This is a genomic window from Mesorhizobium sp. B2-6-4 (assembly GCF_006441495.1).
Classification (GTDB): domain Bacteria; phylum Pseudomonadota; class Alphaproteobacteria; order Rhizobiales; family Rhizobiaceae; genus Mesorhizobium.
Window position 1 is genome coordinate 186,107 of record NZ_VFUE01000012.1, and the last position, 12,724, is coordinate 198,830.

The following is a 12,724-nucleotide window of genomic DNA, read 5'->3' on the forward strand; positions in this document are numbered from 1 at the left end:
AAACGTGGCGTCGCCGTTCGAGGCGGGGAAGATGTCGCCCTGCATTCAGAGATGACGAGCCCGGCGATGGCTCAATCCGGTGGCGGAAATAAATTCCCTTTCGCCAACTCCCGCCTTGGAACAAACCGCCCCCGGTCCGGTTTGGCAACCGTCCGGGGAACTTAGGAGGGACGAAATGACCGGCAAACTCCATATCGGCCTTCCGTGCGCGATCATCGTCGCGGCGGCCAGCATGAGTGCGTTCTCGGATCCGCTGCCTCCTGACATCACCTATCGGCCATTGCCGAGCCAGCCCTTTTCCGCGGTGAAAGCCGATGACGAGGCGCAGAAGCCTGGCGTGATGGAGCGTCAGAAAAAGCTTTTGGAGCAACGTTATGATCTGGCTGACCGTCCGATACCGGGCGTGATGATGACCGACGGCAAGAAGCCGGTCCAGGGTGGCGTCAGGGTCAAGCTGGCGGGTGCCTCGACCTGGGACAGGCTAAGCTCGATGAGCCCCGGCGATATTCGTGACCAGGGTCTTCTGCCGGCTGGCTTCCTGCCGCTACCTCATGTCAAGCAGGCTGCCGGTGGCCAAGTGTTTCCCGAGAAGGAAATCCGCGAGATCGGCCGCCAGGAAGGCCGTGATCTGCGCCGCTTCGACGTCGATTTCGATCTTCCCGATCACCTGACGCCCGAATTCCCGCCACCGATTTTCCTGACCACCCACCCTGAGCTCGGCGATGTCTCGCGCGGCGAGCTGCTTACCATCCGCAATTACTACGAGATCATGAACGGCATCATCACCCCAGTACAGATGGAGGGTTTGCGGCTTCTGCTGACGCCATTCCCGCAGGAAGAGTTCAATCAGACCGAGGACCGCAAGGTCGCTGGCCAGAGCATGGGTGTCGCCTGCCTTGATTGCCATTCCAATTTCAACACTAACGCCGCCTTCCATCAGACACCCGACATCAGGCCGCAGGCGGCGCGCTTCCGTCTCGACACCACCAGTCTGCGCGGCCTCTTCAACCAGCAGATACATGGATCGAAGCGCTCATTGCGGTCTGTGGAGGATTTCACCGAATTCGAGCAGCGCACCGCGTATTTCAATGGCGATCATGTCAGTGCCACCCGCAAGGGCGTCAACCTGCCTGACCGCCCGAACCAGGTGGCGATGATGGCACAGATGCAAAACATCATCGATTTCCCGCCGGCGCCTAAGCTCGATCCGTTTGGCCGCCTCGATCCGGCACTGGCGTCAGCAGAGGAATTGAAAGGGGAAGCGGTGTTCATGGGCAAGGGCCGCTGCTCCCAATGCCACAATCCCCAGACGTCCTTCATGGACAACAACATGCACGATCTGAAGCTCGATCGTTTCTACAAGGCAGGACAGACCGTCAACGACATGGTCGAGCTTCCCGACGGTCCGATCAAGACGTTCACGCTGCGCGGCATCAAGGACACGCCGCCCTATTTGCATGACGGCCGCCTGATGACGCTCGCCGACACGGTCGAGTTCTTCAATCTGGTGCTGGGCACCAAACTCGACCAATCGGAAAAGGACGCGCTGGTCGCCTATCTGCTCGTGCTCTGAGAAAGCTTCCCGAGGAGGTTCGCATGCGTCTACTCGCAACTGTCGTGGGGCTTGCGCTTCTGCCTGCCGCCACCGCCTTCGCCCAGTTCGGCAATCCGGCTGGCATGGCGCCGGACACGATGAAGGAATCTCCCGGCAAGCCAATGCCTCACCAAACCAACTATCAGGACCGGCTGTTCGCGCAGCTTACCGCTGCTGGCGGTCTGGCCGAGGTCCGCTTCGGCGAGCTTGCCGGAAAATCCGAAAATGCCGCGGTGAAAGACTTTGCCCGCAGGATGGTTGACGACCACCAGAGGGCGAACGACAGGCTGAAGTCGCTCGCCGAAGCGGCCAAGATGCCGCTTCCGCCTGGGCTGGATGCCGAGCACGAGGAGATGCGTACCAGGCTGGAAAAGCTTACAGGCGTCGAATTCGATCTGGCTTACATCAGCGGCCAGATCGTCGAGCATCAGAAGACTGTGCAACTCCTTGAATGGGAGATCGGCTCCGGCCAGGATCCGGATGTCCAGCATTTCGCCTCGGATATCCTGCCGGCCGTACTTGAGCATCTGCGAATGGCGCGGGACGTCCGCAGCAAGCTGGTGAACCCGGCATTGGCCGATGCCTCGGGCCAGAGCAAGAAGTGACCGTCGCGTCGGCGGCCAATCCGCGCGTCGGCCGCGCCTCTGGCCGAACCTGCCATAGTCCGGGCGGAACAATGCTCTCCACTCGCGGTTTGGGCGAGCAACCCAAGGGAGACCTTCATGACACAATCGCGCGACTGGTTGATACAGTGGCTGAGAGACGCTCACGCCATGGAGGAGCAGGCCGAGACGATGCTCTCCGGGCAACTGTCACGCCTCGAAAGCTATCCGGAACTCGGCGACCGCATCCGTCAGCATCTCGACGAGACGCGGCAGCAGGCCTCGCGCCTCAAAAGCTGTCTTGACCGGATCGGAGAGGGATCCTCCGCGATGAAAGACGCAGGCGGCAAGCTCACCGCCATGGCCCAGTCGATCAGCGGCGTGTTTGCCGGCGACGAGGTGATGAAGGGCTCGCTCGCCAGCTATACTTTCGAGCATATGGAGATTGCCTCCTACACGATGCTCATCGCCGCGGCCAACGCCGAAGGGGAGGCCGAGGTGGCGCGTGTGTCTGAGCAGAATCTGCGCGAAGAGGAGGCGATGGCGGATTGGCTCAAGAGCCATCTCGCCGAGACGACGCAGATGTTCCTGTCTCGCGCCGCGGCCGACAGCGATGCCGCAAAACGATAATCGGGCCTGTCATCGCGTCGAATTTCGCCGGCCATGATCGTGCGACAGCGGTAGCGCGCGCTGCCTGTCGGCGGCGGCGACTATCGAGCCGATAGCGCTCCGCGGTCAGGTGAAGCTTTCGGCATCGCCAGCCGTAATTGCCGCTGATGACGGTGTTCCAGCGCGATCGCGCCCCAGACCAATCCGAGCAGCAGATAGACGTGGCGCCAATGGTCGATGTCGATGAAGGTGCCGAGCCCGACATTGCCGATGAAGGCGACATAGGCGCACAGGAGATAGGGCTGCCATGGCCGGTCGCGCAGCAGGATGCGGAATCCGGCACATATCGTCCAGAGGACAAGCGTCAGGAACGATACGAAGCCGAGCCAGCCATAATCCATCAGCATCTTCAGCCAGATGTCGTGGGTGTCCTCGCCGAAGATGGTGCCGAACACCAGAGGCCCGATGCCGAACGGGTGCTCCATCGCCATTTGGAAGCCGATTGCATAGCGGGCGAAGCGGCCGAGGCGGGCGGTGTCGTAGCTCTGTTCGAGATGGGCACGGTTGGAGAACATTTCCGCCACGCCCGGCAGCTGCAGGATGACGATCATGGCGATCGTCAGCAGCGACAATGCCGCGATGGTCATCACCACCACGCGCAGCCGGAACATGCCGCTGTTGCTCTGCAGGAACAGGCAGCCGGTAAGCAGAACGGCAGAGACGGCAAACATGCCCCAGGCGCCGCGCGAGAAGGAGAAGAAGATGCCTGATGTGATGATGAGCAGCGGCACCGCCAGCAGCGGCATGCGCGAGACCGGCCCGGTCAGCAGCAGATAGAGCAGATAGATGCCGGGCAGCACCAGGAACGGCCCGAACACGTTCGGGTCCTGGAAGGCGCCTGCGGCGCGGTCGTATTTGGTGAACATCTCCGCGCCCGGGAAGGCATGGAAATACCCTGCTATGCCGAGCAGCGAAGTCATCACCGCGGATACGACATAGGCAATGAAGATCAGCCGGTAGAGGCTCGGCTGCGTGGCGGTGACCGATGCGAAGAAGACCGCGCTGAAGGCGAGAAACAGCGACACTGCAAGGTAGAGCGGCGTGTTGGCGAGGTCTGACATCTGCGTCATGGCGATCATGCCGCCGATATTCATCGTCACCAGAAGCACCAGCAGCGGCGCGGCCGCGTGCGAAATCCTCAAACCGAAAAGCGCCCAGATGGCGATCAGGCCGGCCATGTAGATCTCGTAAGGAGCCGGCTCGCTGATGACGAAGCCGGAAAGCAGGATGCCGAGCCCGACCGCGCCCGAGGAAATCAGCGCGATCAGCTTCGCATTGACCGCCGCGCGCGGCAGGTCATGGGTGACCGCGCTCAATAGGCGTTTTCCGTGTTGAGCAGCCGAATCGGCGTCAGGAACAGGATCCGCAGGTCGAACAGCATCGACCAGTTCTCGATATAATAGAGGTCGTATTCCGTCCGCATGCGGATCTTCTCGTTGGTGTCCATCTCGCCGCGCCAGCCATTGATCTGCGCCCAGCCGGTAACGCCGGGCTTGACCTTGTGGCGCGCGAAATAGCCGTCGACCACTTCGTTGTAGAGCAGGTTGTGCGACTGCGCGGCAATCGCGTGCGGCCGCGGGCCGACCAGCGACAGCGAACCCAAGAGCGAATTGAAGAACTGCGGCAGCTCGTCGATCGAGGTCTTGCGGATGAAGCGGCCGACGCGGGTAACGCGCGGGTCGTTCTTGGTGACCGTCTGTCTGGCGGTCGGGTCCGACCGGTCGGCATACATCGAGCGGAATTTGTAGACTTCGATCACCTCATTGTTGAAACCATGCCGCTTCTGGCGAAACAGCACCGGTCCCATGCTGTCGAGCTTGATGGCGATAGCGGTCGCCGCCATCACCGGTGAGAACACGACGATGCCGATCAGGCTGAAAACGATGTCGAAGGCGCGCTTGGCCACCGAATCCCAGTCGTTGATCGGCTTGTCGAAGATGTCGAGCATCGGCACCGAGCCGATGTAGGAATAGGCGCGTGGACGAAACTGCAGCGCGTTCGAATGCGCCGACAGCCGGATGTCGACCGGCAGCACCCACAGTTTCTTCAGCAATTGCAGCACGCGCGATTCGGCGGTCAGCGGCAGCGACACGATCAGCATGTCGATGCGGGCGATGCGGGCGAATTCGATCAGCTCCGAGATCGTGCCGAGCTTGGGATAGCCGGCGACGATAGGCGGCGAGCGTTTGTCGCTGCGATCGTCGAAAATGCCGCAAATGCGGATGTCGTTGTAGGGCTGCCTCTCGACCGAGCGGATCAGGACCTCCGCTGCCTTGCCGCCGCCGACGATGACGGCGCGCCGCTCCATGTGGCCGTCGCGCGCCCAGCGCCGGATCAGCTTCGACATCACCAGCCGCAGGCCGAAGATGAGAATGAAACCGACGGCGAACCAGGTGCCGAACAGCAATCGTGAATAGTTTTCAGATATCTTCATCACGAATGCCGTCAGCGCCATGAGGGCGAACGTGCCGGCCCAGACCAGCAGCAAACGTCCAAAATTGGCGATCGGCCGCATGAGCGAGACGATCTGGTAGCAATCGGTGACGTCGAGCAGCACCACTGCAAGGAACGACGCGGCGGCGATCGTCAGCGGATATTGCCAGGCGAAATAGTTGAAGAAGCCGACAAAGTAGAAATAGACGCCGAGGCCGGAAAGGAACAGCACTGCGAACTCGACCATCCGCAGGACGCCGCTGACCATGATCGGCGACATCGTATCGCGCCGGTATTGCGAGGCGACCTGACGGGCGACATCATTCATGCCGCCCGGCATGCCGCCATCGGTCGGGGTGTCGAGTTTGCGCACAGCCTCTGCCGAAAAGCGGTGCACGGGATCGATCTCGTTCATGGGATTTCCGCAAGCTTCCCCCAGGCAATAGCAAAAGAGAGCTAAGAAACCCTTGAAACAACGCGTGGCTTTGGAAGGGCTTGGGCCGGTGGTTTATTTGGCCAGCGCCGCGAAATACGCTTTCTCGATCTCGGCAGCCATGACATCGGCTCCGAAGCGTGCCTCCAGATCGGCGCGATCGGGCATCAGTTTTCGATAGGCGGCGGGATCGGCCAGCGCTTCGGCGATCTTGTCGGCAAGCTGCAACGGATCAGGTCTGATCAGGGCAGGGGAATCGGCGCCGAAGATCTCCGGTATGCCGCCAACGGCCGTGGCGATCATCGGTTTTCCCGCCGCCAGCGTCTCGAGCACGACATACGGCAATGCTTCGGCGCGCGAAGGAACGACGACCAGCGCGCCCAGCGCAAAGGCATCCCTGGCCGGCATCGGCGGCAGGAAACGCACATTGCCGTCAAGCCCGAGCCGCCTCACTTGCGCGCGGTACCGAGGCAGGTTGTCGCCGTCGCCCACCATGACCGCGCCCAGCGGGCGTCCGAGCCGTGTCCCCGCAAGGGCCAGCGCGTCGATGAAGATGTCGGGTCCCTTGAGGTCACGCATCATGCCGATGTAGAGCAGGTCCACCATTCCGGGCTTCTCCGGAACGGGGTCGAACTCAGCCGCGCGCAGGCCATTGTAGATCAGCGCGTTCGGAATGGGCGCCTCGCCGACCTTCCTGCGATAGGTGCGTCGCTCATAGTCCGAGACGAACAGCAGACAGTCGGTGAAGTGAGCCATGGATCGCTCGAGCGCGAAGAACAGCTTTCCCGTGAACGTGCTCTCGTCATAGTGGAGAGAACCGCCATGCGGCGAATAAAGGCGGGCTACGCGAGACCTTGATACCCGCAACAGTGAGCCGAACAGACGGGCATAGGCGCCACCCTTGGCGCCGTGCCCGTGCAGCACGTCCGGCCGCAATTCCTTGATGATTCCGTAGGTGCGCGAGGCCGAGGCGAGATCGCCCAGTCCGACATGGCGCTGCATCGGCGTGCGATGGATGCCGAGCGCCAGCATGGCCTTCATCCGCTCGAACAGGCGCTCCTCGTATTCCCCGCCTGTGGTCGAATCGCACACGATGCCGACCGAATGGCCGGCGGCGACCTGAGCTTCCGCGAGGTCCCGCACATGCCGAAAGATCCCGCCGACAGGTGAACGAAAGCAATGGACGATCCTGAGTTTGTCCGCCACGTGTGTTCGTCAGAACAGACGTTCACGCACATAGACAGTATCTCCGGGCAGCAGCGGGTCTGACGTGACAACCCGGCCGGTCATCACCTTGCCGTTGATATCTCGGGTGATGTCTACGCTTTCCTGGTTGGCGCGCGGCGTGAAGCCGCCGGCAATGGCGACGGCTTTCTGAACGGTGAGGCCGGGCACATAGGAATACTGGCCGGCGGCGCCCACTTCGCCCATGACGAAGATAGGCCTGTAGCGGTCGATCTCGACGGAAACATCGGGATCGCGCAGATAGCCTTGGCGCAGTTTGTCGGCGATTTCCTTTTCCATCTGCTGGGCGGTGTGGCCGCGGGCCGGCACGGCGCCGACCAGCGGGAAGGAGAGATATCCGGACTGGTCGACACTATAGGTGTTGGTCAGCCCGTCCTGCTCGAACACGGTGACGCGGACGCGGTCACCGGCGCCCAGGCGATAGGGTTGATCGAGCACCTCGTGGAAGGCGGCCGGCGTCGGCCGGTAGCTGGAGCAGCCAGCAAGCATCGACACGGCAAGCAGCGCGCGAAAGAGGGAAGCAGTGCTTTTCATGACAGGACACATACCTTCGACTGGCCGCTGCGGCGTCGCAGCAAACATCTGAGAGCGCGTCCGTTATCGTCCTGTTAGGGTTAATGGCCGGTAAAGGGCGCGATCGATACGGCATCGATCGGCAGGAGTTTTATAACTTTGACGGTTTTGCTTGGCGCCTGCCAGTAAGTCCTGACGGAAGCTTCCTGTGATCTTAACGGCTGAGTTACCATAGTTGTTTACGGTGCATGCGATCCGTATCGGAGTAGGATGCATGTCCGTTCAGTCCACGGCCGCAGACGTTGACGTCGATCTCAGGCAGCTCTTCGCCAGCCTGGCGAGGAACTGGCTGCGAATATTGGTCGTCTCCCTGGTGGTTACCGGGTTGGCGTTTGCGCTCGCTTCGCTGGCAACCAAGCACTACAAGGCCCAGACGCAGGTTCAGATCGATACGCGTGAATCCGTCTACACGCGCCCGGCCGGCAGCAATGACAGCGACAAGCCTATCCTCGATGAGCAAGGCGTCGCCACCCAGGTCCAGATCATTTCGTCCAACGAAATCCTCAAGCAGGTAGCGCAGAAGCTTGATTTGTCGCGATTGCACGAATTCGACGAAACTGTCGATATGTCGCCTCTCAACCGCCTGCTGATCCTGGTGGGGTTGAAGAACGATCCCATGGATATTCCGGTCGACGAACGCGTCCTGAAGAAGATGCGCGAGAAGCTCAACGTCTATGGCGTCGAAAAGACGCGTATCATCGCCATCGAGTTCTCCTCGGAAGATCCCAAGCTCGCGGCTGCTATCCCCGATGCCATTGCCGCCGCCTACATTGCCGGGCAGGGCGCGGCCAAGCTCGAATCCAACACCGCCGCGGCGGACTTCCTGGCTCCCGAGATCGCCGATCTGCAGAAGCAGGTCAGGGATGCCGAGGCCAAGGTCGCCGCCTATCGCGCCCAGTCGGACCTTCTGGTGGGCGGCAACAATTCTGTGCTCGCCACCCAGCAACTGGCCGAACTGTCGACCGAATTGTCGCGGGTGCGGGCCAACCGCGCCGCCGCCGAAGGCACCGCCGACAGCGTGCGCAAGGCGCTGCAGAATGGCGGCTCGCTGGATTCGCTGCCCGAGGTGCTGTCATCCGATCTGATCCAGCGCTTGCGCGAACGGCAGGTCGAACTGCGCGCCAACATCGCCGACCTGTCGACGACGCTGCTCGACAATCATCCGCGCATCCGCGCGGCAAAATCGCAGCTAGCCGATCTCGACGCGCAGATCCGCAGTGAAGCTCAAAAGGTGATGAAGGGCCTGGCGATGCAGGCCGATGCCGCCAAGTCACGTGAGAGCCAGCTCGTCGCCGACGTCAACACGCTGAAGGCGGCTTCCGCGGAGGCAGGCGAACAGCAGGTCGGTCTCGATGCGCTGCAGCGTGACGCTGCCGCCAAGCGCCAGCAGCTCGAACTTTACCTGACCAACTACCGCGAGGCGGCTTCGCGCCAGGATCGCAATTACGTGCCGGTCGACGCGCGTGTCATCTCGAAGGCCGTAGTGCCTTCCGAGGCCTACTTCCCCAAGATCGGGCCGATCGTCGGTGCTGCTTTTGCCGCCTCGCTTTTGCTCATGTCGGTGTTCACGCTGCTGCGCGAACTCTTTTCCGGCCGCGCCATGCGCCCGGCCAGCGGCGCTCGCTTCGAGCCGATCGACGAGGTGGCGATGCCGGTCGCGGCCAGGGAAACGACGATCATTCCAGAGTCCGGGCCTGAGCACCACGCTGAGAAAGCGGTGGAACCGGAGATGATGGTGGAACCGGATCTGCCCTCGCCGGCGGAATCTGTCATAGAGGTCGAACCCGCCGCCGGCGCACCGGTCGCCGAAACCGTCCCTGTTGCCGAGGCCGTCCCGGTCGCCAAAACCAGGCCGCGTTCGGTGCTGGGCGAGATCGACGTTGAAAAAGCGGCGGAAAAGCTGATCGCAAGCGGCGCCGCGCGCGCCATCTTCGTGTCGCCCGAAGGTGACGAGGCGGCCGCGTCCGCGATCCTGGTAGCGCGTGAGGTCTCCGACGCCGGCCTGCGCGTGCTGCTGCTCGACCTCACGGCTTCCGGCGCCGCCTCGCGACCGATGCTCGACAGCGGACTGTTCCCGGGCATCACCAATCTGCTCGCGTCGCAGGCGCAGTTCAGCGAAGTCATCCACCCCGACCTCTATTCCGACTGCCATGTCATTCCTGTCGGCACCGCCGATCCGGTTCGCGCCATGCGCGCCGCCGACCGGCTGCCGATCATCATGCAATCGCTGACCACCGCCTATGACCTGGTGGTGGTCGAATGCGGTCCCGCCGACGCCCAAGGCATCAGCCGTCTGGGTGGGGATGCGACCGAGGTGTTCCTCTCCATGCTGGAGCCGGATGATGAGGTGACGCAGGCCGCCGTCAAGCTTATCGAGAATGGCTATCCGGAGTTGACGCTGGTGACCCCGCTCGGCCACGAACCGCCGGGCACTCCGGTGCCGGGAAGGCGCTCGGCGGCTTGAGTCCGATGAGCGGCGCTTGTGGTCATCACGTTGGAAGGTGGGCGGGTTAGCTACCGTCCTCGGCGGGCGCCGGCGCCTGGCCAGCGGCCTTGCGACGCAGCAGCTTGGTCAGCTTCCAGATCGTCGGACTGTTCTTGACGACGGCTTTCAACCTGGCGCTTTGCCGCAGCCCCAGCGCCAGTGCGCGGCCTTTCGACGTCAGCGGAACCAGCACCTCGAAGTGCTGCGTTTCGATATCGCACCATAAACGCTTGTACGGCTCGTCGCCGACCGAGAAATCATAGACGTCGAAACCCGCCTCGCAGGCTTCCTGGATATTGTCGAAGAACAGGAAGTCGCCGGGGCTGGTGTGGGCGAGGTCATCCTCGGCGATCGCGCCGAACTCGCAGATCAGCCGTTTGCCCGAGCGGCTCGATCCGGTCACGGCGCGAAGCTTGCCGGCGACCTCGAGCCCGTGCAGCACGAAGGAGGGCTTATCCTCGGCAAGCGCCTCGGTGAACAGAGCACGGAAGAACGCGCGCACTTGATTGTCGCCGAAGACGTTGGCGATGCCCATCCTGCGGAAGCGGGATTCCTTCATCTCGAAAAAGCCGTCGAGCAGCCGGCCGACCTCGTCCACGGTCCGCGCCTCGATGCGCCGATGGCTGCCGATGGCCTCGAACTTGCGCGTCTGCGAGCGGTGCTTCTTGCGTTTGCGCTTTCCGTTTGCGCGAGAGAGCAGTGCATCGAAACCGCCGACCAGGTCGACGGCGAGCGACAGGTTCGGGCTGTCGAAATAATCGAACGAGGCGAGTGGGTTGGCTACGCCATCGAGGTCGGGCAGCAGGCGTTCGAAGGCGACGAGATCGATGTCGGGGCGAGCCTCGGCTATGGCCGCCAGGGTCGAACGAATAGCCGCACTGTCCGCCCTGGCAAGCCATTGCGGGTCGGCGGCGACGAAATTGCCATTGGCGTGGCGGCCGCCCATGAAGCGCGCAACGCGGAACGGCCCACGGCCGACGACCTCCAGCGCCAGTGCGAAAACCGGTCTGCCTTCGCAATTCAGCATCGCCACGACCGGGTCCGGCTCGACCTGCGCGGCCCAGTTGCGGACCCAAACCGCACTCTGCGCCGGCGCGAACACGGCGGAGCGGCAGAACGCGGCATAGGCCGCGAGCCCATCGGCGGAAGCGGTGGAAACCGACAGCCCAGCCGGCTCTATTGGCGGCACACTGGGCGAGGCTTCGATTGCCGCCAGGCGATTGCCGTCAAATGACGCGGCCGCGTCAACCATACCTCAATCCTTAGGGCGTATTGCTGCCGATTTGGGGGCGCTCAGGCGTATCCGTGCTTGGTTCAGCCTAGGCGCAAAAGGTGAAGGAATGATCGACGGCGGGGAGGCAATCCGAAAGCTGGCGCTCAACGTCGCCCGCTATACCGGCCTCGCACCGCTGGTCAAACCGCTGGTCGGCGGTATTGGCGCCATCCTCATGCTGCACCGCGTTACGGCAAAGCCCGAAAAGCCCGACAGCGTCAACCGTCATCTCAACATTGCGCCCGGCTTCCTCGACGCCATGATCGCCGGCCTGAAGGCGGATGGCTACGCCTTCGTCTCGATTGACGAGGCGGTGGAGCGTATCGCGGCGCGCGGCAAGGGCGGCCAGTTCGCCGCCATCACCGCCGACGACGCCTATCGCGACAACATGACCGAGGCCTTGCCGGTGCTGGAAAAGCACGGCGCGCCGATCACCATCTATGTGGCTCCGGGGCTTATCAACGGCACTGCGGATCTGTGGTGGGACGTGGTCGAGGATCTCGTCAACGCGGGCGATCGCCTGACCCTGACGACGTCCGAAGGGAAAACGACGATCGACTGCACCAGCCCGGCCAAAAAGCTCCAGGCCATCGCACGGCTGCACACCTATCTCACCAGCGAGGTTCGCGAGGAGGACCTGCGCGCCGTGCTGCGCGAACTGGCGCATGCGAACGGCGTCGACGCCGGCCGGCCGCGCGTCGACACGCTGATGACCTGGTCGGAGATCCGCGCGATCGCAGCGCATCCGCTCGTAACGATCGGTGCTCATACGATCAACCACAGCAATCTGAAGCGGCTTTCAGAAGCCGACGCGCGGCACGAAATCGTCGGGGTGAAGTCCATCCTGCGAGCCGAGCTGGGCGAGGAGCCGCGCCATTTCGCCTATCCCTACGGCTATGCCAGCGCCGTCGGCTGCCGCGAAGTGGGCTTTGTCCGCGATGCCGGCTACACCTCGGCCGTGACCACCCGTCATGGCGTGCTGCGCGCCGAACACGCCGGCTTCCTGCACGCATTGCCGCGCATCTCGGTCAACGGCCGTTATCAGAACCTCGCCCACATCCGCACCATGCTGTCTGGCGTGACGACGCCGCTCGCCAACGCCGGAAAGATGGTGGTCACCATCTGAGGCCGGCCGGCAACGGTTCAGCGCTTGGGCCGAGGCTCCAGCATCAGCCATTTGATGATGCCCATGGCCGGCAGCACCCAGAGCAGGCCGCTTAGCAGGAAGAACAGGAAATGCGTCCACGGGCCCGCCTCGGACAGCCGGGCGACCGCGAAGATCGATGCGACCAGCGCGTAGATGATGACAAGCGCCACCAGCAGGAACATTCCGATCAGCTTTTTCAGGCGCACGGGCATGGTTGGCCTCCTGGAGCCGGGGTAAAGTGCGGCCCAGCTCAATGTGTCGGCTTCGCCA

General features: G+C 62.9%; 11 protein-coding genes. 5 read left to right on the forward strand and 6 right to left on the reverse strand.

From position 1 onward, the window contains the following. The first annotated feature begins 175 nt into the window (after positions 1–175). The 3 genes from FJ426_RS18470 to FJ426_RS18480 all read left to right on the forward strand — a co-directional run bounded on the left by FJ426_RS18470 (position 176) and on the right by FJ426_RS18480 (position 2,826). A complete protein-coding gene (locus FJ426_RS18470; RefSeq protein ID WP_140560583.1) occupies positions 176–1,573 on the forward strand; it encodes a cytochrome B6 in 1,398 nt (465 codons plus the stop codon). A gap of 23 nt (positions 1,574–1,596) precedes the next feature. Next, positions 1,597–2,199 (forward strand): DUF4142 domain-containing protein, encoded by a 603-nt coding sequence (locus tag FJ426_RS18475; RefSeq protein WP_140493992.1) that lies wholly within the window; start codon positions 1,597–1,599, stop codon positions 2,197–2,199. A 117-nt stretch (positions 2,200–2,316) separates the two neighbouring features. Continuing rightward, positions 2,317–2,826, forward strand: a complete 510-nt coding sequence (locus FJ426_RS18480; RefSeq protein ID WP_140493990.1) for a DUF892 family protein — start codon at positions 2,317–2,319, stop codon at positions 2,824–2,826. 80 nt (positions 2,827–2,906) lie between these two features. Here FJ426_RS18480 and FJ426_RS18485 read toward each other — a convergent pair whose 3' ends face one another. The 4 genes from FJ426_RS18485 to FJ426_RS18500 form a co-directional block, all read right to left on the reverse strand. Beyond that, a complete protein-coding gene (locus FJ426_RS18485) occupies positions 2,907–4,181 on the reverse strand; it encodes an O-antigen ligase family protein (protein ID WP_140560584.1) in 1,275 nt (424 codons plus the stop codon). Continuing rightward, the gene (locus FJ426_RS18490) at positions 4,178–5,713 is read right to left on the reverse strand and encodes an undecaprenyl-phosphate glucose phosphotransferase (protein ID WP_140560585.1); all 1,536 of its coding nucleotides are present in this window, start codon (positions 5,711–5,713) and stop codon (positions 4,178–4,180) included. The genes FJ426_RS18485 and FJ426_RS18490 overlap by 4 nt, the downstream gene beginning before the upstream one ends. A 93-nt stretch (positions 5,714–5,806) precedes the next feature. Further along, positions 5,807–6,937 carry a glycosyltransferase family 4 protein gene (locus tag FJ426_RS18495; RefSeq protein WP_140560586.1) on the reverse strand — a complete coding sequence of 377 codons (1,131 nt, stop codon included), beginning with the start codon at positions 6,935–6,937 and terminating at the stop codon, positions 5,807–5,809. 9 nt (positions 6,938–6,946) lie between these two features. Continuing rightward, complete coding sequence (locus tag FJ426_RS18500; protein WP_140493982.1) at positions 6,947–7,510, reverse strand: polysaccharide biosynthesis/export family protein; 564 nt, start codon at positions 7,508–7,510, stop codon at positions 6,947–6,949. Between the two features lie 253 nt (positions 7,511–7,763). On the opposite strand from FJ426_RS18500, the gene FJ426_RS18505 reads away from it, so the two are divergent. After that, positions 7,764–10,013: an exopolysaccharide transport family protein gene (locus tag FJ426_RS18505; RefSeq protein WP_140560587.1), complete on the forward strand. Its 2,250-nt coding sequence runs from the start codon at positions 7,764–7,766 to the stop codon at positions 10,011–10,013. 46 nt (positions 10,014–10,059) lie between these two features. Here the strand turns inward: FJ426_RS18505 and FJ426_RS18510 are convergent, their stop codons facing one another. Further along, positions 10,060–11,286 (reverse strand): GNAT family N-acetyltransferase, encoded by a 1,227-nt coding sequence (locus tag FJ426_RS18510; protein ID WP_140560588.1) that lies wholly within the window; start codon positions 11,284–11,286, stop codon positions 10,060–10,062. 88 nt (positions 11,287–11,374) lie between these two features. Between FJ426_RS18510 and FJ426_RS18515 the strand changes: the two genes are divergently transcribed. Further along, positions 11,375–12,433: a polysaccharide deacetylase family protein gene (locus FJ426_RS18515; protein ID WP_140560589.1), complete on the forward strand. Its 1,059-nt coding sequence runs from the start codon at positions 11,375–11,377 to the stop codon at positions 12,431–12,433. 17 nt (positions 12,434–12,450) lie between these two features. Here FJ426_RS18515 and FJ426_RS18520 read toward each other — a convergent pair whose 3' ends face one another. Continuing rightward, the gene (locus FJ426_RS18520) at positions 12,451–12,666 is read right to left on the reverse strand and encodes a DUF2842 domain-containing protein (RefSeq protein ID WP_140522178.1); all 216 of its coding nucleotides are present in this window, start codon (positions 12,664–12,666) and stop codon (positions 12,451–12,453) included. Positions 12,667–12,724: the final 58 nt, after the last annotated feature.